Origin of the sequence: Bacillus sp. Au-Bac7, from assembly GCF_021341655.1 — a bacterium.
Taxonomy (GTDB): domain Bacteria; phylum Bacillota; class Bacilli; order Bacillales; family Cytobacillaceae; genus Niallia.
On record NZ_JAJTTG010000015.1, the window covers coordinates 1 to 23092 of the forward strand.

Sequence of the window (23092 nt, forward strand, 5' to 3'; positions counted from 1 at the left end):
TCTTTTTAGCCAAATACTACATCGAGTATTAAAATAAACTTCTCTTTCCTTTTTCCCTTTACCAAATACAATAACGGATTGCTCGGAGAAGTTGATAGAACTTCGATCTAAGTTTACTATTTCTCCTATTCTGCAACCAGTAGAATACATAAATTCAAATAACGCTTTTTCAAAGGGACTGAGGCATGCTTCTCTTAATAGCTCTATTTCTTCCTCCGTTAAAAACTTTGGAATTTTACTCTCTAATTTAGGTTCTTTTATTGCCGTACTTGGATTAAAAGTAATATATTTTTCTTCTTGCGCCCATCTGAATAACGACTTAATAAAACGAATACGATGACATAAACTAGATGCTTTTAAATCACTCCCAACTTCTCCGAGATACAGTTTGATAGTTTCCGTTGTAATTTCTTCTATCTCAACATTACCTAAGTGATTTATGAACAAGGCAGATTGAATCTTATAAGCTTTCAATGTCTGGGAAGAGTATCCTTGAATTTGTTTATCTGCTTTATATAATTGCCAAGCTTCAGATAAAATCATATTCATCTTTCCTATCTTTTTATCAATCAGTATTTACTAGTAATTTATAAACTATACTTAATTAATAAAACATATAGAAGAAATGCCCCCGTTTATTTAAGTGTAATTCTTAACAAACTTGGTTAGTCCATAGGGGATTTATAAAGGTATGCTCCCCTAATTACGTAAAACAGCCACATAATTGTAGCTGCCTCCATTATAAATGTTCTATAGGTTTTAATCTTACTTTAGATAACAACAATGATAAATGAAAATAAATATTTGATGCAATGATTCCAATTATTGAAAATATAATGGCATCCTTTATAAGAAAAGACTGAGTCCAAATAATGAAAAATATAACACCAGCAAAAATACCAGCTATTGAATACATTCCCAAAACGAGAAAATATTTTGCCTTTTTTGATTCTATTACTATGTTTTCCATGCCAATATCAATAAGAAGTGATATCGGTATTCCTATAAGGTAATAAATAGGTCCTGCAAAAATAGAAGCAAATAAAATGGACCAAAAGAAACCAAAATCGGGTACATAGAAAACACAAGAATATAATATTGCAAATAAAACAACAGATAGTGTTGCAGTTAAAAACCTTTTCATTACTTCACTCTCCATGAATTAAAGCTATTACAATAAAACAGTTGGTAAAAAGTAGCATAACAATTGTACCAGACTAATCAATCCATTGTAAGTGCCTATTTTATATTCCTTCTTTTATTCCTTCTTTTACAATGCTGCTCTGTTTCTAACATAAGCTAGTTTCCATTTATTAAAGGAATGCTGCTAATGATAATCAAAAGAGAAATGGCGTTACCTTTATTCAACCCTAAGGTAACACCCCTTTAATCAGCAACTTAATAATTAAGGTAAGATTTTTTAATTAACTCCTAATATTTTAGATTCTTTTAGATCTTTTTCATCTTTATCAAAGAGAAGAAAAGAAATAGCAATCCCATTTGCAACCCAAATACTTAAAATGACCAACAAATTATCAATTATATTTGTAAGAAAAATTACATTTAATATTAATATTAGGGCGACAAGAATTTTAAATAATATACCTCTTTTTATTATAAATACTTCAATTATATATTTTAGTCTTTTTACAAAAAAATACAATTATAACCCTGTAAGTACATTATATAACTATCTTCTTTAAAACAACAGTCCGCAGATATTTTTCTCTGCAGTAGCCTTTTGCCTTCATCCACTAAACTGCCACGTTTCTTCCATAAACTATTTTCACATTTCTTACAGGAAGGCTGCCAGGTTTGTTACACGAAAAAGATTCTCTACACAAGTTTCTCCTTCTCCTCTATAGCCCTATAAGAGATATAAGTGTTTAAATGAACTTATTCACAAACTCACCCTTTAATCAAAAAAAGAATCCCTTTTACGATCCTAAAATTGCTATGTAAAAATCCATCTTTACTCTATGAATAAAAATTTCCGTTTAAATTAATAATATTAACATGCCCCCGACTGTTCCTGAACACCACTTTTTTATAGGTTTTCTAAACCTTCTTCAATGTTATCTACCAAGTATTCTTCGAAAGATGAATATTCAACATTGTACGATGGGTTGCCATAAGGGAAATAGCAAACCACTGGACATTCTAAGTTGTCGTTCATTTCATCAGTGTTTAGGCAATATATAAATTCATGCACATCCTCAATTACAATAAAACCTTTAGGTAAACCAAGATTTAGGAATTTCTCCGTATATCCCAAGACTGTAGTCTCATCTGGAGGCTCATATCCAAAAATTGTTCTACCAAACATTTCAACAAAACCATATCTGATTAAAAATTGCTTATAACTTTTGGGTAATGTTACGTCCAACATATTTTCCAAACTTAGAATGGTTTCTTCTTTTATGCCTTTTCCAATAGTATATTCCTCTGGATAATTAAGGAGAAAGGTATTTATTATATCATTCAAGAACCTTCACCAACTATATGTATATTTTTTAATACTGCTTCAATTACAATGCTCTACTTCTCGATAGTTACTCCTAATTTCAATAATAGAGCAGGAGCAATGATTGAAGTGAGAAAAGTAAACATTATACTCTATGGATCTTTAAGAATAATGCAAAACTATAAGGTTTTTTTAACAATGGCTCCTTACAAATGGTAACCATTTAACGATTCATTCTTTGGCACAATTATTTAAGATTTCTATTAAAAAACCCATTGTTATTATAGGTTATCAATACCTTCTTCAATTAAGTCTTCTAAGAATTCCTTAAAGGATGAATAATCTACACGGATAGAAGGTTTGCTATGTGGAAAAAAGGAAACCACAGGACATTCAAACTTTTCATTTAGTTCATTTGTATTAAGGCAGTATAAAAATTCGTGTACGTCTTCAATTACAACAAACCCTTTTGGTAATCCTTTTTGTAGATATTCCCTCGTAGAGTCAATTACTGAACCTTCCTTTGGAGGTTCTTCCAAACCTAAAATATATCGTCCAAATATACCGCCGTAACCAAATGTTAAAAGATATTCTTTGTAACTTTTAGGTAACTTAACATTTAGTATTCTTTCTAATTGATCTAGGTTTTCCTGAGTAATTCCATCGCCAATTATAGCCTCTTCAGGATAGCGCCTAAAAACTTTTAAAACATTTAAATCCATTATTACACCTTCTATTTTGTATATCATGTTTAATGTTACGGCCCAGCATTTTAATTATTAGGACCTAGATTATTATACTGCTTTTTTGCCTGATTAAAAATGCGGACTGATAAGTATTCTATTATGTTTTCTATTTACGCTAACCTGCCATTATAGTTCCAGTAGTAATAACATAGAAGAAGTAATAAAACCTTCTCTTGGCAAAAGGATACAGAAAATTGATAACCATTTGAGTACAATTAAAAAAGACGCTTCCAAAGCGTCCTTATGCTCTGACTTTTAGGGTCATTCTTACGGTTTTTAAAATATGACCATCAAAATTATCATCAAATTCATTAACTATTGTAAACCCTTTAGCTTCATAGAATTTCCTTCCTAGATTATTCTCTTTTTCTACGTTAATAAAAACCTCTTTTACTCCATCTAATATTGAAATACCCTCTTGTAACAAAGAACTGCCTATTCCTTTCCTTTGATATTGTGGTAGTAAGTAAATTGCTGCCAACTCAGATTTCCCATCATTGCTTACTGTTGAAAAATTTGCAAAGCCTAGGACTATTCCATCATGTTTGGCAACCAAAACGATAGATTTTTTATAACGTCTTAGCATCATTTCATCATTGTAAGCTGTATCTAGGAAGCGTTCTTGAATTTCCATTGGAATAATTCCCTCATATGTACTGTTCCAACTTTTTTTTGCAACTTCTTGAACTTGCTTTATATCTTCCTGAGTCATTCTATGCACACTATACTTCATGTAAAATCACCTATATTTTCTCATCTTTAGGAATATTTTAACATTAATGACTATATTACAAAAGAGTAGTTTTTCTTATTACACTAAACTGCCCTGTTTCTGCCATAAGCTAGTTTTTATTTATTATAGGAATGCTGCCTAGATTGTTCCTTAAGAGAAAGGAATGACTCCCCCAATAATGACATCCTAAATTTTACCCTTAAGACATTAATTGAAGAAGTAAATCTTCTTTGCGTAAGCATCCCAGTCTTTATTATCAGTATTAACTTCAATGGTTGGAATGATTGATTGCCTGGCTTGTCTCCTAAGTTTATGTTGTTGTTTTATTAATAAATCACAAGCAGTTTTAATTTCTTCTGCTGATTTTTCAGCCCATTCTTCAGGGTTTCTACTTTTTATTCTTTTCTCCACAGTCTCAGGAGAAATTGTGAGTAACGCACACCTTGCCCCCATCTCAAATAAGTCCAATTCTATTTGTTTAACTTCGTACAATTCAGAATCGGAAAATGCCACTCTATGATTTAAGTGAAATCTTTCTAAAATAAAAAAGATTCCTTTTGAACGTTGTTGTTGTCCCAGTTCCTTTTCCCAATCACTTAATTTTTTCAACATCGTTACTCTGTCTTTTAGAAGTTGAATATGTTCTTTCTGGTTTAGTGTTCTTAATTCTCCATTGGCTCTATGAATAATTTGGGAGTAATGCTCACTAAGTACAACAATACTTCGTTCAGCATAATCATCAACAGCTTGTAGTTGCTTTAATGATTTTAGTACAGATGTTTTTCCAGCGTTTGAGTAGCCCTCCAGTATGATCCCTCTAAATTGGTTCATTTTCCCCTCCCAGGAATGTTTGATAATAATTATTTCTATGTGGAGAATAGAATACCTTCTTTCACTAAACTGCCGTGATTGTTACATAAGAAAAGGACCTTCCTAGTTAACTAAGGAAGGCACGGATAGTTTAATTATGGAAGTTAAATTGCAATCTAAAAATCCAAATCCATTATAATTTTCCTAACCCTTTTGATAGGAAATTCTTGTCACCTGTAAGATAGATCATTAGTTGAAAAACAACTGTTGAATCCTTCTTTTTCTCTATCTGAAAGGAAATCCCACTTTTTTGATTTTATCCATTCTAATAGTTTTTCGATTTTCTCATCATGATTTTTGAACTGATTCAGAAATTCAAAGGCTGCTACTAACTCGTCACTATTAATCTTCCGCTTTTTACTTAAAATCGTTCTTACTCGTTTATATACAACATCGATAGCTGTTTCATCCCCATGATCTTTAATAGCTAATAGAGCATAATATTTTACAGATAATGAACGATCGCCTAAGGCCTCCATATAAAGGGGAAGGAATGCAGAACCACCCAATTTATCAATAGCACAAAGAGCAGCACGTCTTACTTCCCCTTTTCCATTTTTAAATAAAGGAAGAATTTCTGGAATAGCTTTAGTAGCACCCATCATGCTTAGAGAACCAATGGCATAACAAAGGTCATACTCATCTTTTGAATTCCTTATGACTTTTATTAATGCATCTTCTGCGTCTGAATTTTTACATCTTCCCAATGCGTTAATAGCCGAATGTCTGACTGACCCTCTTACATCAGATACACATTTAATGATTGGATAACAGTCTGGTATAACTTCTTGTTCTTCTATTCTTTCTAGTATCGTATCGAGTGTATATTTATTTGTTTCTAATCCAATCCTTTGTAAAAGAATCTCGACAACTCGCTTATCACCTGTATTCTCTCCAATTTTCCCTAGAATAAAATAGATATTCCTTTTAATGGATTCTTTTTTACTTTTTTCTAACAGGTCACTTAGAAAAGAAATTAAAGTTGTATCTGTCAACGACCTTGCTTTATTGTATGCAATCGAAGATGGAGATCCTTCACTTGTATAAACTCCCTGCATTTCATTATAAATAGTGCCAGGTCCATCCATTTCTCTGATTATACTCAGCAGTTCTCTCTCATTCACCATCAAAACACCTGCTCACAGTTAGTTTTTAGTTCTATTATATAATGAACTTGCAATAAACTCCCTGTCGTTCTAAAACTTAAAGAGAATTAAATAAAAAAAGCACTAAGCCTTAATTTGATTTAATTAAAGATTCTTTCATCTTGAAATAATTGATTTTTACCCAAGCTTATTCAGCTAAACTGCCATTTTAGCGACATAACAAAGGAAGGAAAGCCCCCTATAGCTTAAGTATAATTATTCATAAACCTATATTTGTAATGGGTATTTTATTTCAAACCTAAAATTACCTAGGGTTAAACAAGAATGACAGAGACTTTAGTATTTTAAGTTTTTTTATTCAGTGTTTTTTAAAATTTTATTAGTCGAGTCTATTCCCCAATTCCAATAATCCGAACCATATGAAGATAAAAATCTGTTCAAAAACTCAGTGAAATTACTGTTAATACTAACAAAGTAATCATCTGCAATTGGATCGACGACATAAATTCTATTATCATCCTCATTAGTAAGAAGATTAATAGCTATTTGTAGTTGTGAACTCAAGGATGTTCCAATAACCACCATATAATCTGGGTAATCAAATATTTCATAGCTTTCAAGCATATCTTCTATATCGGAAATTTTAGCATCATAATGACGAAATTTTAATCCGTTTGTATATTGCAAAAATTCTTTATAATCATTTGGCAGCTTATAACCAATTTTGTTTTCCAAATAACTAATTTCTTTATCTGTTGCACCTTTTTTAAAATTAAAGCCATACTCAACTTTTGAACCATAATAGTATATTTCAGTATTTTTAGTTTCGGTTAACGCCTTAAGAATACTCTTAATATTTATATTGAAGTATTCCTCCATATTTTCCTCGCTCATGATTTGATTCCCCTTTCATATTTACTCTTACAAACCAGCTCTTCCTATGAAGATTCAAACAAATTCGTCACGTAAGTTTTGCTTCTTGCTCTTAAATATTCGTTCGATCATTAAAAAAACCTTCTTGAGCTAAATGCCACGTTTGTGAAACAAGAAAGCTTCTCTTCAGTTATTACAGGAATGCTGCCCTTTTAGTTACAAATAAAAAAAGAACATTAATTGTACTTAGATTAATGTCCCAGTTAGTTCAATATAATCTCCATTTTTCTACTCTTCGTTTTCATCCCAATCGACCTATAAAATCCAATGGCAGCTGTATTTTCCTCGGATACTCCCAATTCAATACTATCAACTTCAAGGCTTCTTCCAAAATCAAAAATGTATTTAATTATTTTTTTTCCAATACCTTTCTTTCTATGTGTTTCAACAACACATAAACTCTTTATATATAATACTTTCCTCGTTTTAACAAAAGTATTTTCTGTTACTTCTTCTTCCTTTGTCACTACAACACCAACTAATTCAGTGTCAGTAGTAGCCACAAAAATATGCTGTTTGTCATCAATCAATTGGCTTTCAAAAAACTCCTGTTCGACTGGTGTGGAATTCTCTTTGTACAGATCTGGTCTTATAAAAACATGGAATTCGTGAACCTGCCTAAATAATGGCAACAACGATTCATAATCACTTTGCTTAGCTTTTCTAATAAGAATATCCATAAATTTTCTACCCCCAGTATTTGTTTTGGTTGGAATTTGACACTTTTGCTCTTACCCAAAATGCTTTATTAAATTATGCTGCCACAATTGTTACAAAAAAAGCTACCTTAGGCAGCTTATGCTTTAGGTTCAAAAATTTAAGTGCTATGTATAGTAACGGTTCCTTCGTTTTTCTCCTTGTGATTCCATACTACATGAATTTCAAATGTGCCATCTTTAAAAAATAAAGGAAATCTCCTTTTAATTGATGGTTGCATTGGAAGATTGTAGGCTTCCTCTATATTTACCCAGTTAGCTTTTCCTTCAGGACCATCTTCAAGAAGTTCTCCTTTAAAGTCTCTTGTAATGTAATTAAAAATCATATATCTATCATTCACAACTGGATTTACATATTCATATAGCCCCTTGTAAATCAGATTACTAACCTCTAATCCTGTTTCCTCTTTTACTTCTCTAATTGCACTTTGGACAATGCTCTCTGGAAAGTCAACCTTGCCACCAGGCGGAATAAATCCTTTAAAATGATCATGTTGTCTATTCAAAAGCAAAACCTTCTCGTCTTTTTGAATCATACAAACAGTCCATATCTTAACATTTACTAATTGACCCATTATTTTTCCACTACTCCCCCACAAAACTAATCTTTATATTAATTCTATGAGTAATTAAGATAGTCCTTCTTCCGTTAAACTTCCCTGTTAGCGCCAAAGCATATATAGCATCCCTATTGTTACATAAGGAAGTTACTTAAACATTTTTTACAGGAATTATATCCATTTAGCACCAAAAACAATTCCAGTAACCCTAATGTTATGACAAAAAAAGACTATATATATTTATAGTCTTTTAATTCTTCATTTTCTTATTCAATCCCGACTCCCCAACCGTCGATTTCTCCATCTAGCGGATGAATCAAGTCTCTTAGTTTGTTCTGTACTTCAACAATACCTTCATAAGTCAGCATCATTTCAATGAAGCAGTAAACAGTCCACATGTCTTCTTCCTCATCATAGTCCATTTCACATCGGTAACCTTCCGTCTTTAACTCTTCAAGAACTTGCTTGCCAGAATTCTCATTAGGTACATCGATAACAAATTCCACTGTTTGTTCTACACTAAAGTCACATCCATATTTATCTAATTCATGTAAAACATCTCCATCTTCATCTTTTGGAAACTTTCGTTTTCTAAAAAACACCATAAAATCCCCTCTTTTCTACTACTATAATCAATTATCATTAAAACAATTATAGCACTGTATACGTTAAGAATTAATTCCTGATTTTAATTAAAATAGCTTTTTTTCCTCATCAAAATTACAACTCTTGCACTGGTAAATATTAAATTATCTGTCCCTAAAACCTGAATGTTTTTAGAATCAGAAAACTTGAATTTATAACTCAATAAACAGTATCAATTGGTAATAACTTTAAGATCTTATTATCGGCATTTAACTTATGTATCCAGGAAAAGAGTTAAGAACAGTTATACTGTTCTGATACCTTTATTTGTTAATTAAGGGTCACACCTTTAAAAGTAGTGATTAACTCATAAAAATACTATATTGTGAACAATTTCACTTAAACAAACCTGCCCCGTTTCTACAATAAGAAAATAACCTACGTAGCGATCATAATGTTTAACTCTAGTCCACTTAAGCTTTATTTTGTTCAGCATCCTCGAATTGTGCATTACTGTTCAACGGAATGACTCAGTTTCATACTGTTTAATTTTCCGTTATAATAGCATCGGACAGGAGGGACTATTTATGACAAAAGATGAAGATTTTATTGAAATAGCCATTAAAATGGCTTTAAAGGCTAGAGAGGATGGAAATGAACCATTCGGTGCTATCTTAGTAAAAAATAACGAAATAGTAATGTTTGGTGAAAATAAAATTAATAGTTATTGTGATCCTACGCACCATGCTGAAATCGGACTTATTCGTACTTTTTGCTCTGAAAATAACATTTTTGATCTTAGCGAATATACTTTGTATACCAGCTGTGAACCTTGTGTGATGTGTACAGGGGCAATGGTATGGTCTAATTTAGGCAAAATAGTCTACAGTGTATCTCATGATCAACTAGCCAAAATTGCAGGTAGTAATATCATGATTTCATGTAAAGAAGTTATTGAAAAAAGTCCAAATAAGCCAGTAGTAGTAGAACAAGTTTTAAATGTTGAAGGGTTAAAAGTATTTGAAGGGTACAAATTTGCTCATTAACATTATAGTTCACAGCAATATTTATCCATGTTATTCAAGCACCTTAGAATGACATGGATATTTGAATTCTCATTACTAGCCATTTGTTTCTATAGTTGAATTTTTTATTAACAAAACTGCCCCTATAGTAACATAGAAAATTAATTCTAAATGGAGACTGTTTGTTAATTTTATTCTTATCCGTTGATAAGTACAACAAGATTTACTTATGGGCAAGTACTATGTTACCGTTAAAATACATCACATAATAGATTGGGTCCTATTAGACTTTTCTTAGTCACCTTCCCTTTATAAATCATGTCGACAGCCAAGAATTTAGACCATATTAGTAATATTTCGTTCGGTCAAAAAGTTATATACAAAAGTAAAATACACTTTTGCTTTTTTAATCATGAAAATGGATTATTAGAATTAAAAGATCCTGATACAAGCTCTATTTTTTTAGTTAGACAAAAATCACTCGTTTATAGGATTAAGTAAAACCTTCAATATTTTAGCATTGATGGTTTTGTTTTGCTTCATCCTTCTTTCACTAAACTCCCCTGTTAGTTCAATGGAATTAAGATTTAGTCGTTTCCCTTAATTAAGATTTGTTTGTTAATATGATGTTCCATATGGTTAAGGTAGTCCTGTATAAGCCATTGTAATGTTTTTTGGCTATTCCCAATATCACAAAGATAGGTTAATTTCTCAGAAGGAATATTCTTAATGATATTTATCACTTGCTTATTGAGGTTTTGAAAAAGAGTCAGTATTTCATCAAGCGGCCTTTCTTGATAATTCTGAACTACAACCCATTGTTCTTGATTATAAGATTGGATGACATAAGTTTGCTCCGTATATTGAATATCCACAAACCTCTGAATATTATTTATTGCAGAGTCACAAAGATGTCCTAATATCTCTTTTTTAGACCATTTATTTGGTAATGGGCGGTTTGATATTTCTGTATCTGACATAGAGTTGTATTTCTTTGGTAATGCTTGTATCCAGTGGTTTATTGCATTAATTATATCTTCCACACTCATACACTCCTTTAATATGTATCTAAAAAACAATATTCTTCTAAAGTCGTAAATATCCCTTCTTCCACTATAGTGCCATGTTAGCACCATAGCCAATAAAAGCATTAATGTCCCAGTCAATTTAAGTGTATCACTTCACAAATTTGGTTTTTACGTAGGTAATATATTAGAGGAATGCTTCCCCCTCAGTAAAAAAAGAAATGCATCCTAAAACAGTCGGTATAAAATTTTATTTATTCGCTATAACACTTGGTAAATCCATAATTCCCCTTTTTATTCCTTCAAATAAAGTTTTTTATAATCAATAAAAAAATTGACACAATACTGTTATCTACAGCATACTGTTATTAACAGTACTATATTATTGATAAAAAATAAGGAGGTTTTATACTTTATGAAACATACTGGGAGACATACAGGTGCATTTCTATTGCTGTTTTTAACAGAGAGCGATAACTATGGAGGGAAACTCCTACAAAAATGCGAGGAAGAACTTCCCATTAATCCCATTGATAGTTCGATCTTATATCGCACACTAAAAAAATTAGAGGAAGAAGGTTCTGTAGAATCTTATCTTGATGCATCTGAAAGAGATAAACCAATAAGGATGTACAAAATCACTGATGTTGGTAAAAAGAGATTAGAGGAATTTAAAATAGATATTGAAGAAAAAATTAAAAATTTATCGTTCTTCCTAGAAAGATATAAAGAATGGAACGATTAAAATAATGATTAGTGGAATTATTCTCTATACTATTGCCGCTATTTATTTGGGAATTTCCTTCATAAAAGACAAACATAAAACAAAGGCTGCCTTATTGAGTTCATGGAAAATGTTTCGCAATGTTTTACCGGATTTATTAGCCATTATGCTTTTTATTGGGCTGGCATTATCGTTATTTACACCGACTCTTATCTCATCAATTATTGGTGAAACTTCCGGCTTACTAGGTATCATTTACTCAACAATCATCGGCTCTATTGCTTTAGTACCGAGCTTTATTGTCTTTCCTCTTGGACATACATTATTTCAAAATGGTGCCGCGCTTCCACAAGTAGCCGTATTAATGTCAACAATGATGTCAGTAGGACTTGTAACTTTATCTATGGAACAAAAAACTTTCGGAAGAAGATTTGCTTATGCCCGAAATATTTCTGCCATAATAATGTCTCTTCTATTCGGATTGATTATTGGGGTGGTAATGACATGACAAAGCTAAAAGAATATCGGTTCTTTTTCATCTTATTATTAGGGCTTCTTATAATTGCGTTTATAAATCACTCTATAGCTTTGAAAACCGTTCAGATAACTAGTAAAAGTATTTTAGATATGTTATTCCTACTTCCTCCTATATTCATCTTGGTGGGATTATTAGATCAATGGGTAAAGAAAGAATCACTTATTCGGTATATGGGTGAAAAATCAGGGATATACGGAGTCTTCTTTACTATAATATTAGCAACGGTGGCTGCAGGCCCTCTTTATATTGCCTTTCCAATTGCAGTATTATTATTAAAAAAAGGAGCAAGTGTCCGCTATATAGTGTTTTTTTTAGGAGCTTGGTCAACAGTGAAATTACCAGTTATAGTCTATGAAATCACTTCATTTGGCTCTAAATTTACACTTATTCACATTTGTTTTGGCCTCGTGTTTTACTATTTAACAGGAATTCTTTTCGAAAAATTTATGACCGACAAAAATTTAAAATATGAAATAAAAAAGAAAATCTAGATTTAAAAGCATTAAGGACAATTCAGATTTGCGTTGTTATGGGGGATAATAGAAGAGATAGTAAAGATAGTCGCCAAATTGGAGTATTCCAAAAGATAATATTGCTGGAACTTTCTAAAATTTTATTTTGGCCGATATCGAGGTTGAAAATAGTAGAGAATCATTAACTCCTATAATAGGCCTTTGTAAAATTCATTAATCAAATGGGTGTAACTCCTGCTTTCTAAGGACTAATTGTCTTAATTAGTCCTTTTATTTTGTCTTATTGCACCTATTATTTTCATATGCTTACTAAACACAAAACTGCACCGATTGTTACATAAGCAAGATTTTTTTCATTTATTACAGAAGTGCTGCCACTTTAGTTTTATTAGAAAAGTAATCCTGAATATAAAAAAAGAGGCCATCCTTTTTGGACAGCCCCCTTTCCGCTAATTATAAAATTTCTAGCAGAGCAAGATATCATTATATTAGCCACTACAGAATGTATCATCTATAATACATTCAATCTTGAAAACTATGAGTATACTGCTATTTTACGTGCGATAGATTCTGTTAAACGAGATGCTACTTTCGGAACTGCCAATTTAATAATTGGTGTTAACATTGCACCAGATAATCCGCCTGCATGGATTTCCACCGTACAAGTCATCATTGTTTCACCATTAATATCTTCTGCAGTAAAGAGACCGCTTCCTGAAAAATTATCTGATAAACCTTTTAGTTCAAATTTAATATTTGAAGGTTCATTCCATTCGGTAATATCTACCTGTGCTTGTATTGTTTTTTTAATGCCTTTCAGACTACCTTCAAATGTCCAAATAGATTGCCTGTCATTTATGATTTTATGTTCTTTATAGGCTGGTACTGTCGTTGCCCATTTTTCAAGATCACTGACATAATCCCAAACTGCTTGTACATCTACTGGAACTACTACAGTATGAGTTCCTGTTGCCATTATGACCCCCACCTTCCCTATGTATGTAACTTTACATCTCTACAGTTTAATTATTACATAAAAATCATAAACTTTCATCTATAATGACACATAGCTTTCCTACTTCCACTTCCCCAATTATTTACATTCTCCACAACCCAGCTGTTTAATGAAATAAACAGCACTTCCGTTTTCAAACGACTTTTATGTTACTTAATACTATTCTTTATGGAATTTATCACATAAAGAAAGGCTATTCAGTTAATTTAAGGCTAGTATCTTCTGTTAGGTGTTTACCAAAAGAAAATGGAATTCCCATTAGTAAAACAGGTATAGAAGTAGTAGGAAGTTTGCCAGCCTTCTTATTTAAAGGTGAAGAGAAAGTAATAGTTCAACCAAAATCATTTATTTAATTCCTTGTGTCTATCCAGTGTAAACCATCGTATTAATAGCAACATATATCTGTTCTCCCTGATTATTATGGTTATTATTTCTCCACTTTCTTTCCTCTTTTGATATCATCAATTTTCTCCGATGTAAATTATATAATCGTTCTTCTTATTGCTACTTTAAAACTCAAAATAGTTAACCCTATCTGAATGGCATTATAAGCACACCTTACTAAGTTTTTTCATATAACATTAGATTCCTTCGGGTAATTAGTATGCGATAAAATCAAAGGTTTTATAAGGAGAACGATTGAAAGTGAACACTTAAGGACTTAATACGTGGAGGGAACAACTATTCCCCTTGTTTGAATGACTTACTTTTGTTATTAATTTTAACCTGAAGAATTTGGCACTGCTCGAATCTTTTACTTTTAGTATGCCGCAGATGCTTTTGTGCACAATATGATACATGTAAGCAGCATGATAAGTAGCATTCGTTTAACTTATTTGTTGTCTTTGTATAACCACAGACTACGGAGTTGAAAAAATGAAGTTTAACAAGAAGAAGATTAACATCGTAGATATCCAAACGGCAAAGAAAAGTGTGTTTGCAACTGGGGTTGGAAATGCAATGGAATGGTTTGATTTTGGTTTATATTCCTACTTAGCTGTTATTATTAGCCAGAACTTTTTTAGTGCAGTACAAAATGACGAGTTAAAATTAATATTTACTTTCACGACTTTCGCCATTGCCTTTTTAATGCGTCCATTAGGCGGTATTATCTTCGGTAAAATTGGTGATAAAGCAGGAAGAAAAGTCGTCTTAACTACAACCATTATTTTAATGGCCTTTTCTACCTTATTGATCGGTTTATTACCTACTTATGATCAAATTGGTATATGGGCTCCCATCCTGTTATTAGTCGCAAGAATTATTCAAGGCTTTTCAACTGGAGGCGAATATGCTGGTGCAATGGTCTATATTGCTGAATCATCTCCTGACAATAAGCGCAGCATCCTCGGAAGTGGATTAGAAATTGGTACCCTAACTGGGTATATATTGGCTTCCCTCGTAGCAAGCATACTTTTTGTCGCATTATCTGATGAACAGATGGCCACATGGGGATGGAGAATCCCATTCTTGCTTGGTTTACCGCTAGGACTTATTGGAATGTACCTGAGAAAAACCTTAGAGGAATCACCTATTTTTGAAAATGAAATTTCTTCTACTGAAGCTGAAGAACAAACAGAAGAAGGCTTCTTTTCTATTCTAAGAAATCATAAAAAAGATATAATAGTCTGTTTCGTATCTGTAGCCTTCTTTAATGTGACAAATTATATGCTACTATCCTACATGCCTTCCTATTTAAACGAGATAATTGGTTTATCAAGCACGACCGGTACTATTTTAATTACACTTGTGATGGTCATCATGGTGCCACTTACATTACTATTCGGTAAGTTAAGTGATAACATTGGTAATAAAAATGTCTTCTTAATTGGTTTAGGCGGACTATCACTCTTATCTGTACTAGCTTTTTATTTCGTGAATCTGAATGGCTTACTATTTATTTCGTTAGGTATCCTTATTCTGGGCGTACTGCTTGCAACATATGAAGGCTCTATGCCCGGTTCATTGCCAGCAATGTTTTATACCGATATACGCTACCGAACACTATCTGTAACATTTAATGTCTCTGTTTCCATATTTGGAGGTACTACACCATTAGTTTCCACCTGGCTTGTTCACCAAACAGGCAATAACTTAGCGCCTGCCTGGTATTTAACAATCGTAAGCCTTGTCGGATTCTTTGTAATACTATTCTTATTTAAGAGTACTACAGGAAAATCCTTAAAAGGATCTTATCCAACAGTTGCGACGAAATCTGAATTTAAAGAAGTTGTTGAGAATCCTGAGGATGCACTATGGTGGCGGACGGAACAAGAATAAAGCAAGCTTTATTAACATTCACCAATTAGACAAGGTTCGACTGACACTTTTTTAGCTTATTATTACATCAAAGGTTGAAAGAGAACGTGTTTATATGTATAGAGTTCTCAATAGATTAAAGCATCAGCATACTTGCTGGTGCTTTTTTTAGTATTAATTGAAATAAATTACACATAACTATAAAAGTGTTAACTCCAATATAAGTGTTTATCCTTCTTAAGTTGAAATTGAAAAATACGTCTAATCCTTTACACACCAAGGTTTATACGCATTTCCCAATATAAATTTAATGATACTTGTTTATACTTCTTCAACGACTGCTTCTTTTCTTAACTATTTAAGAAAACCATCAATTATTATTTGCTCCTCTTTGTTTAAAGTAGAAATGGGTTCCCGACAAATACCTGCAGATACATTTTGCTTATCTAATATATACTTAATGGCTCGAAGTGCTCCAATCTCTGTAATAGTCTTCATATAAGGGGACAGTTTAGAGAGTAGCTCCTTTGCAACATTAATCTTACCAGACTTTATTTGTTTAACTATCTCATGTATTTCGTTAGGAAATACATTTCCTAACACACTAGAAATACCATTAAAACCAAGTTCAGCATCTTCTAATATAGTTTGGTCTGATCCAGTTAATACAATAAATGTAGAACCGAGTTTTTCTTTAACTTCCTTTACTGTAGCTCGATCACCCGCTTCCTTTAATGCAATAATCTGAGGAAACTGTTTAACTAATCTAAGTAATGTTTCTATATTTAAATTAAAACCAGTTCTTGGAGGGTTATTATATAGCATAATTGGTAAAGAAGTATGGGAACAAACCTTTGCTACATAATGAAAGGCTTCCTCTTGATTAATTCGGAGGTATGGAGGGAAACCTAACATAATTCCATTTAAACCAGCTTCTCCTGCTGCAATAGCCAGTGAAATCGCATCTTTCGTTTGAACTGCTGCAACTCCTCCATAAAGTAGAACTTCATTTTTCGCTGCTTCTTTTACTTTATGAAATAAAGTAATACGTTCTTCTATAGTCATAGAATGTTGCTCTCCTGTAGATCCACTAATCAGTAAGGAGGGAACATTATTCTTTTTATAGTAATCAATTAATGGCGGTATACCGTCTAAATTAAGCTTACCGTCATAAGTAAACGGTGTTACCATCGCAACACTGAATTCAAGAAAAGGATTTTTCATTTCAAGTTCTCCTTATATTTTATTTTCTACACCACTTGTGCCACTTAGAATCAAATTCTTTATACCTGCTTCATCATTGGGAAATATTAAGTTTTATAGATGGCTTCAGAAAAATTCTATAATGTAATCTGACATAAAAAAAGGTACAATTATGAACAAATAAACATGTCAAGGGTGGCATTTAATGAAAAATACTATTTTTGCTCTTAATGACGACGCACCGAAATACAAACAAATTTACGAACAGTTTAAATTATATATTGAGAATGGAAATATCTCCGTTAACGAACAGCTGCCATCTATTCGTCAACTTGCAGACTCCCTTTCGGTAAGCAGAAATACTACACTTAATGCCTATGAACAACTTTTGGCAGAAGGTTATATTCGTAGTAATGGACGTAAAGGCTATTTTGTAAACGAATTAGATCCGCTTTTATATCAAAGTGTAAAAATGCCAACTAAAAATGAAAAAAAAGAATTAAAAAATGTCCGCATTGATTTCCGAGCAGGAACCGTAGATCAACAGCATTTCCCACTGAAAACTTGGAGAAGAGTGACCAATCAAGTTCTAACTATGCACCATAGTTATCAATATGGAGACCCTTTTGGTGAAGAATGCTTACGTGAACAAATTGCAGCCTATTTATTTCAATCTCGTGGACTCAAAACAAATGCAAATAATATCATAATCAGCAGTGGCACTCAGCCTATGTTAATTAATTTAGGGAAGCTTCTGAGGGAAAATTTCTCTAGCTTTATTGTTGAAGATCCAGGATATGTTGGTGCTAGAGAAGCTTTGAAGTTTCATGATTTTACATTGGAAACGGTACCTGTTTGTGAAACAGGTACAGATTTTTCTACACTAAATCAGAAGGAATCAAGACTGATTTATGTAACACCCTCTCACCAAAGTCCAATAGGCGTTAGTATGTCCATACAAGAAAGGTTAAAGCTTATAAATTGGGCCAGTGTCAGACAGGGATATATTATTGAAGATGATTATGATAGTGAATTCCGTTATACACAGCAACCATTCCCAGCATTAGCTTCCATTGATTCAACAAGAGTTATTTACTTTGGGAACTTTTCGAAGTCATTTCTTCCTGGAATACGTATAAGTTATATGGTTCTTCCAGATTCATTAATAAACCAGTATAAAAAGCAATTTTACCTTTTTGAAAGCCCTGCTTCGCTTCATAATCAGCTTGCAATGGCTAAATTTATGAAAGATGGTGAATGGAATCGCCATCTTAAACGAATGCGTCTTGTTTATAAGCAAAAAATGAATTATATCGTTTCAGAATTAAAGAGTCATTTCAAACAAACTATAACGATAATTGGAGAACAGTCTGGATTATTTGTGCTTGTTAAACTCCATCTTAACCGTACTGAAGAATGGTTAATCAATCGCGCTTCATTATATGGAGTAGTAGTGTATCCTACCTCCATATATACGCTAGAAAATCACATGAATGAGCCCACTATAAAGCTTGGCTTTAGCAACCTAACATGTGAAGAAATTCAATTAGGGGTTCATCTTTTAAAAGAAGCTTGGTCATAAAAATACCATGTAGTCGTTAGTAAATTACTAACAACTACATGGCATCTTAATCTATGAAGGATTAATGCTCATTTTCTGATTGAACTGAGCTTTATCCCTTCCCTCACACTACAATCTAATAGAAGTTTGCTTCCTTTTACCAGAAAATAAATAAGTACAAATAAACCCAAAGATGATCATTAGAGTAGCTAAAAGCCCTCCTTCTAACCCAAAAGAACCTCCTGTTAATAAATCATTTCCACTACTCACATCTATTGTATATACACCATATGGCGTTGTTCCACTAACAGGAAAGCCGAAAACATTTCCCTGAAAATAGTTCCATGTAATATGATAGCCTATTGGTGTCCACAAACTCTGTGTTTTGTCATACATGTAAGCAAATAGTATTCCTACTAGGAAGATATTGAAAATGCCTAGTAGAGTTACATTTTGATTAGCCAAATGTGCAATTCCAAAAATCAGGGCTGACACCATATAAATGGTTACCTTTCGACGACCTCTATCTGCAAGGGTAGACATGATATAGCCTCTGAATACAAGTTCTTCAAACAAACCAACCAAAATAAAAAAGATTAAGTAAGTAATAGAATAAGTTGAAAAGTTTGGGTTGGAAAGTGTGTTGATTAATTCAATATTATCAGTAAATAACAGGATAAAGAAAATGATTGCAATAGATATTGCTCCTAATAGTAGACCAAATATTATATTTATTAGGAATAAACCAAAACCCAAATCTTGTATTTTCTTTTTGTTTAAGAATTTCCATAATAAAAGCAATGAAATTAAAGCAGCCACATAACCAAGTGCATAGGAAAATACATCTAACCACGGTCGACCATCCATAATAACACTTCTATCCATTGTAAACACAGCTGTACCGTCACCGTCTGAAGCCACTGTAAATAATGCGTACATCTCTACTGGAAGCATAAAAATGGCTTGAATAACAAAAGTAATGATAAGTGTTACAAAAATGAGCCACCCTGTCCTTACCTGGCCTTTACTGTTTTTAAACAAAATGCTTTCACTCCTTCTGCTTTTATACCGGCACATACTAGTAGACTAATCTTATAGAAAATAGAGGTGAAAGAAGTCTCTATCCTAATATACGCATATTATCACTATATTCCATTATCGCTAATAAATGCTTTCAATGATTAAACACTTTACTCCGATTTATACACTTTCACTAAAGATGAGTGTTAAGCCATAAAACAAGCGTTAATCCTTCTTAGATTTATTAAATGGTAAATAAAAAACCGTCTAGTCCTATATATTACAGACTTCGACGGTAATTAAGTTTGCTGCATGTGTGCCCACTCTTGCTCAATCTGATAATGGAACTACATGATGTACTTCTTTAACAGCTAATGAAAAAGAACTTTAATGCAATAGTAGATGAAATAATACCATAAGTAAGTCCCTTTCTTAAGTAGAAAGGGACTTACTTTTAATTTTCTCCACAATACTATTATTCCACTAAGCTTCTAAAGATAAGGACGGCTCTCTAATACAAAGGAGGCTCCCCTATTTTTTACTTTGTTGGTCGTACTAATATTTTCGCTTGTTTTTTATCATTAATTAATGATTCAAAACCACTTTCGACTATATCATCAATATCAATTTTTTTTGTGATAACTCCTTTAACATCTAAACGGCCTGTAGAAATCATATCAATTACTTCAGGGAAAATATGTCTATAAGCAAGTCTTGAAGTTACATTTGCACCTTTATACAATAGTTGACCCATATCAATAGCAACTGGTTTTCCAAATACAGCTATTGCCATTACTTGTCCACCTTGTTTTACGGACGCAACTGCGTTGGTCATTGTCGGTTGTACCCCTGCACATTCATAAGCAACACTGACTCCGCCATCTGTCAGTTCAAGGATTTGTTCCGCAATATCATCACGCATACCATTAATAACGGTAGTAGCTCCTAACTCTGCAGCTTTTTCCAGACGTTCCTCAGATATGTCCACTACAATAATCTTTGTTGCGCCTGCTGCTTTTACAGACAATAATGTTAACAAACCTATTGGACCAGCACCAAAAATAGCTACAGAGTCCCCTGGCTTCAAGTCGCTTTCTCTAACTGCATAAAAGGAAACAGCTGTAGGTTCAACTAATGCACCCTCTTCAAAAGATACATTTTCAGGTAGCTTATGAACCATTTTTTCATCTACAACCACATACTCAGCAAACCCGCCATCTTGATTTAGACCGACAAACCCTACCATGCTGCATTGGTTGTAATAACCTCTTTTGCATGCGTAGCATTCACCACAATAAATAAGTGGTTCAATAGCAACTCTTTCACCAACTTGGTGGCTCGTTACATCACCAGAAACCTCAACAATTGTACCTGAGAATTCATGTCCTAGTGTGATTGGAGGTGCCTGTTTAGAAATTGGATGTGGCTCTGGAGATTGACCGTGTGAATAAGCATGAAGGTCACTACCACATATTCCTCCCCATTCAACCTTCACTTTTACTTGACCGGATGAAACAATTGGTTCTTGCACCATTTCTATACGAAGATCTTGACTCCCATATAATCTAGCTACTTTCATAGTAAAGTCTCCTTTTTTTAAATTTTATAAATGTAAGTGCCTACAAAAATAATTATATCAATTTGTATACTTACGCAAAAGTTAATATAATTAATGATGTAATAAGTATTACTTAAGGAATGATAAAATGAACATAGAACAGTTAATGTATATAGTGGAAGTTGCAAAAGTAAGATCACTAGGGGAAGCAGCAAAAACATTAAATATTAGTCAATCTGCTTTAAGTCAGGCTATTACTAAGTTTGAAAATGAACTAAACATCAAAATATTTAATCGAACAAGAGCTGGTACTATACCAACAAAAGAAGGGGATCTCTTAATAGCAAAGTCTCAAAATGCATTAAAAGCGATCTATCAGATTGAAGACGAAGCAAAACAAATAAATCATTTAAATGATTTACTACGCATAACGGTCATTCCTGGCTTGATTGGTCCAATAGTTGATACTTATCTAGATTACAAAAAAAAGGACTCCAAATTAAAGATTGAAATTAACGAAAAATCAAGTATGGATATCATTGTAGATTTAAAGAATGACAAAATTGATATTGGTTTTATCGCCATCAATAGAATAAATATGGATGCAGTTACCGGATTTCAATTCACTCCGGTTAGAAAAGGGAAACTGTTAGTCTTCGCTTCAAAAGATTCTGTTATAGCTAAAACAAAGGACGTCATTAAACCAAATGTGCTGAAAGAGCAATTATTTGTATTGTATAAAGATGAATATGTCCAAAGCTTTATATCAAATTTTAACCGCTTATATGGACCTATTGATATTTTTCTTAAAACTACAGATACACAAATAATCACCAATACTATTTTAAAACTTGAGGCTATAACTATTGGGCATGATATTTCAGCTGAATTTAATCAAAACTTTCCATATAAAGAAAATATCGTTGCTTTAGAAATTGAAAATTTCTCTGACACATCTTTCACTTTTGGCTGGATTAAAAAACACGACAATAAGCTTGCCAGGGAGACAAACCTATTTATTGAGAAAGTTAGCAATATACTAATTAAATAGGGCGGAAATTATTTTTTTAAAGTATCCGTTCTTTTTCTTTCAGTAGCTTGTGTTCGATATGGTTTACATCTGGAGAGTGCTTATGGAAAAACCCACTTATTCAACAAAAGCCTCCGAATGTAATTATTCCCACTCCTTTAATAAAAGGTTAACCAAGCAATATTGGCTAACCTTTTTTAAATCAATTTATATTTATACGTTGTAATAAACTATATGTTTGTTAATTATCACGAATAGATGCAAATACTCTTACAGGAAAGCTCTCCAAATCAACTGCAGGAGGAACAGCTGTTATGGTGAAATCACTAGATGGTAATGCTTGTAGATTTCTCATATCTTCACAAATAGGGATTTCAGCACCTAGAAGTATATAGTGCACGGGTGTACCTATATTAGAAAGGGTTGAAATATTATCCACTAATGGAGTATCAATTCCGACGAATGCTGCTTGTTGCTCAACAAGGACATTTGCTAACTCTACAGTTAAATAGGGTGCATTATTTCCATACTTTGATGTCATGAATAACCTATCATGTCCACTACTGAATAAAACTGCTTTGCCTTTTACATTCATCCCTTCCACATCTTGTACGTCAAAAAAGGGTCTATCATTTGAGATTTGTATTACTATTGAAGGGATATTGACAAGTTTCTCCAATGGATAATCCTTAATTTTTTTGCCATCCTCAAACACATGATATGGGGCATCCATATAAGTGCCGCTTGTACTAACTAACGTTATCTTATTAATTTCTGAGCTGGAATAAGGTCCCCCACCATTTTGTTTAGAAACTGTCTTTCTATCAAGGTATGTTGTAATTGAAGCTGGTGGATCTCCTGGAAATGTTACTGTTCCGTGTGAGATGGAATGACTAAGATCAATATATTTATCAAATGAGTTAATTTTAAATTTCTCCATACAGAATA

Annotated in this window: 25 protein-coding genes; 8 read left to right on the plus strand and 17 right to left on the minus strand. The window is 32.6% G+C overall.

From position 1 onward, the window contains the following. The 11 genes from LXM54_RS23240 to LXM54_RS23290 all read right to left on the minus strand — a co-directional run. A partial coding sequence (locus LXM54_RS23240; protein ID WP_233317897.1) for a tyrosine-type recombinase/integrase occupies positions 1 to 543 on the minus strand: 543 nt, incomplete at its 3' end. 196 nt (positions 544 to 739) lie between these two features. Then, positions 740 to 1144, minus strand: a complete 405-nt coding sequence (locus LXM54_RS23245) for a hypothetical protein (RefSeq protein WP_233317899.1) — start codon at positions 1142 to 1144, stop codon at positions 740 to 742. A gap of 903 nt (positions 1145 to 2047) precedes the next feature. After that, positions 2048 to 2485, minus strand: coding sequence for an SMI1/KNR4 family protein (locus tag LXM54_RS23250; protein ID WP_233317901.1), 438 nt, complete (start codon positions 2483 to 2485; stop codon positions 2048 to 2050). A gap of 260 nt (positions 2486 to 2745) precedes the next feature. After that, positions 2746 to 3186, minus strand: a complete 441-nt coding sequence (locus LXM54_RS23255) for an SMI1/KNR4 family protein (protein WP_233317903.1) — start codon at positions 3184 to 3186, stop codon at positions 2746 to 2748. 265 nt (positions 3187 to 3451) lie between these two features. After that, positions 3452 to 3943 (minus strand): GNAT family N-acetyltransferase, encoded by a 492-nt coding sequence (locus LXM54_RS23260; RefSeq protein ID WP_233317905.1) that lies wholly within the window; start codon positions 3941 to 3943, stop codon positions 3452 to 3454. Positions 3944 to 4150: 207 nt separating this feature from the next. Further along, on the minus strand, positions 4151 to 4774 hold the full coding sequence (locus LXM54_RS23265; protein WP_233317907.1) for a hypothetical protein: 624 nt from the start codon (positions 4772 to 4774) through the stop codon (positions 4151 to 4153). Positions 4775 to 4983: 209 nt separating this feature from the next. After that, complete coding sequence (locus tag LXM54_RS23270) at positions 4984 to 5940, minus strand: HEAT repeat domain-containing protein (RefSeq protein ID WP_233317909.1); 957 nt, start codon at positions 5938 to 5940, stop codon at positions 4984 to 4986. 333 nt (positions 5941 to 6273) lie between these two features. Beyond that, positions 6274 to 6813 (minus strand): SMI1/KNR4 family protein, encoded by a 540-nt coding sequence (locus LXM54_RS23275; RefSeq protein ID WP_233317911.1) that lies wholly within the window; start codon positions 6811 to 6813, stop codon positions 6274 to 6276. 242 nt (positions 6814 to 7055) lie between these two features. Next, complete coding sequence (locus tag LXM54_RS23280; protein WP_233317913.1) at positions 7056 to 7532, minus strand: GNAT family N-acetyltransferase; 477 nt, start codon at positions 7530 to 7532, stop codon at positions 7056 to 7058. Positions 7533 to 7669: 137 nt separating this feature from the next. Beyond that, on the minus strand, positions 7670 to 8143 hold the full coding sequence (locus LXM54_RS23285) for an 8-oxo-dGTP diphosphatase (RefSeq protein ID WP_233317915.1): 474 nt from the start codon (positions 8141 to 8143) through the stop codon (positions 7670 to 7672). A 251-nt stretch (positions 8144 to 8394) separates the two neighbouring features. Continuing rightward, positions 8395 to 8733: a ribonuclease E inhibitor RraB gene (locus LXM54_RS23290; protein ID WP_233317918.1), complete on the minus strand. Its 339-nt coding sequence runs from the start codon at positions 8731 to 8733 to the stop codon at positions 8395 to 8397. Between the two features lie 567 nt (positions 8734 to 9300). On the opposite strand from LXM54_RS23290, the gene LXM54_RS23295 reads away from it, so the two are divergent. Further along, positions 9301 to 9759, plus strand: coding sequence for a nucleoside deaminase (locus LXM54_RS23295; RefSeq protein WP_233317920.1), 459 nt, complete (start codon positions 9301 to 9303; stop codon positions 9757 to 9759). A 566-nt stretch (positions 9760 to 10325) separates the two neighbouring features. On the opposite strand, the gene LXM54_RS23300 is transcribed toward LXM54_RS23295, so the two are convergent. Next, the gene (locus LXM54_RS23300) at positions 10326 to 10781 is read right to left on the minus strand and encodes a DinB family protein (protein WP_233317922.1); all 456 of its coding nucleotides are present in this window, start codon (positions 10779 to 10781) and stop codon (positions 10326 to 10328) included. A 397-nt stretch (positions 10782 to 11178) separates the two neighbouring features. Between LXM54_RS23300 and LXM54_RS23305 the strand changes: the two genes are divergently transcribed. Genes LXM54_RS23305 through LXM54_RS28340 form a run of 4 tightly spaced genes read left to right on the plus strand, consistent with a single transcriptional unit; the run spans position 11179 to position 12683 of the window. After that, positions 11179 to 11508, plus strand: coding sequence for a PadR family transcriptional regulator (locus tag LXM54_RS23305; protein WP_233317924.1), 330 nt, complete (start codon positions 11179 to 11181; stop codon positions 11506 to 11508). Positions 11509 to 11512: 4 nt separating this feature from the next. Further along, positions 11513 to 11995, plus strand: a complete 483-nt coding sequence (locus LXM54_RS23310) for a hypothetical protein (protein WP_233317927.1) — start codon at positions 11513 to 11515, stop codon at positions 11993 to 11995. Next, the gene (locus LXM54_RS23315; protein ID WP_233317929.1) at positions 11992 to 12516 is read left to right on the plus strand and encodes a permease; all 525 of its coding nucleotides are present in this window, start codon (positions 11992 to 11994) and stop codon (positions 12514 to 12516) included. Before LXM54_RS23310 ends, LXM54_RS23315 begins: the two co-directional genes overlap by 4 nt. A 38-nt stretch (positions 12517 to 12554) precedes the next feature. Beyond that, positions 12555 to 12683 (plus strand): hypothetical protein, encoded by a 129-nt coding sequence (locus LXM54_RS28340; RefSeq protein WP_325169594.1) that lies wholly within the window; start codon positions 12555 to 12557, stop codon positions 12681 to 12683. Positions 12684 to 13033: 350 nt separating this feature from the next. On the opposite strand, the gene LXM54_RS23320 is transcribed toward LXM54_RS28340, so the two are convergent. Beyond that, entirely contained in the window at positions 13034 to 13474 is a 441-nt protein-coding gene (locus LXM54_RS23320) for a CoxG family protein (protein ID WP_233317931.1), read from the minus strand. 915 nt (positions 13475 to 14389) lie between these two features. On the opposite strand from LXM54_RS23320, the gene LXM54_RS23325 reads away from it, so the two are divergent. After that, positions 14390 to 15793 carry an MFS transporter gene (locus LXM54_RS23325; protein WP_233317933.1) on the plus strand — a complete coding sequence of 468 codons (1404 nt, stop codon included), beginning with the start codon at positions 14390 to 14392 and terminating at the stop codon, positions 15791 to 15793. A gap of 333 nt (positions 15794 to 16126) precedes the next feature. On the opposite strand, the gene LXM54_RS23330 is transcribed toward LXM54_RS23325, so the two are convergent. Beyond that, a complete protein-coding gene (locus LXM54_RS23330) occupies positions 16127 to 16996 on the minus strand; it encodes a dihydrodipicolinate synthase family protein (protein ID WP_233317935.1) in 870 nt (289 codons plus the stop codon). Positions 16997 to 17180: 184 nt separating this feature from the next. Here LXM54_RS23330 and pdxR point away from each other — a divergent pair, with 184 nt between their 5' ends. Next, complete coding sequence (gene pdxR, locus LXM54_RS23335) at positions 17181 to 18557, plus strand: MocR-like pyridoxine biosynthesis transcription factor PdxR (protein ID WP_233317937.1); 1377 nt, start codon at positions 17181 to 17183, stop codon at positions 18555 to 18557. 108 nt (positions 18558 to 18665) lie between these two features. Here the strand turns inward: pdxR and LXM54_RS23340 are convergent, their stop codons facing one another. Beyond that, the gene (locus LXM54_RS23340) at positions 18666 to 19577 is read right to left on the minus strand and encodes a CPBP family intramembrane glutamic endopeptidase (RefSeq protein WP_233317939.1); all 912 of its coding nucleotides are present in this window, start codon (positions 19575 to 19577) and stop codon (positions 18666 to 18668) included. Positions 19578 to 20094: 517 nt separating this feature from the next. After that, on the minus strand, positions 20095 to 21135 hold the full coding sequence (locus LXM54_RS23345; RefSeq protein WP_233317942.1) for a 2,3-butanediol dehydrogenase: 1041 nt from the start codon (positions 21133 to 21135) through the stop codon (positions 20095 to 20097). A 127-nt stretch (positions 21136 to 21262) separates the two neighbouring features. Between LXM54_RS23345 and LXM54_RS23350 the strand changes: the two genes are divergently transcribed. Then, positions 21263 to 22165, plus strand: a complete 903-nt coding sequence (locus LXM54_RS23350; RefSeq protein ID WP_233317944.1) for a LysR family transcriptional regulator — start codon at positions 21263 to 21265, stop codon at positions 22163 to 22165. A gap of 220 nt (positions 22166 to 22385) precedes the next feature. On the opposite strand, the gene LXM54_RS23355 is transcribed toward LXM54_RS23350, so the two are convergent. After that, the gene (locus tag LXM54_RS23355) at positions 22386 to 23084 is read right to left on the minus strand and encodes a cyclase family protein (RefSeq protein ID WP_233317947.1); all 699 of its coding nucleotides are present in this window, start codon (positions 23082 to 23084) and stop codon (positions 22386 to 22388) included. Positions 23085 to 23092: the final 8 nt, after the last annotated feature.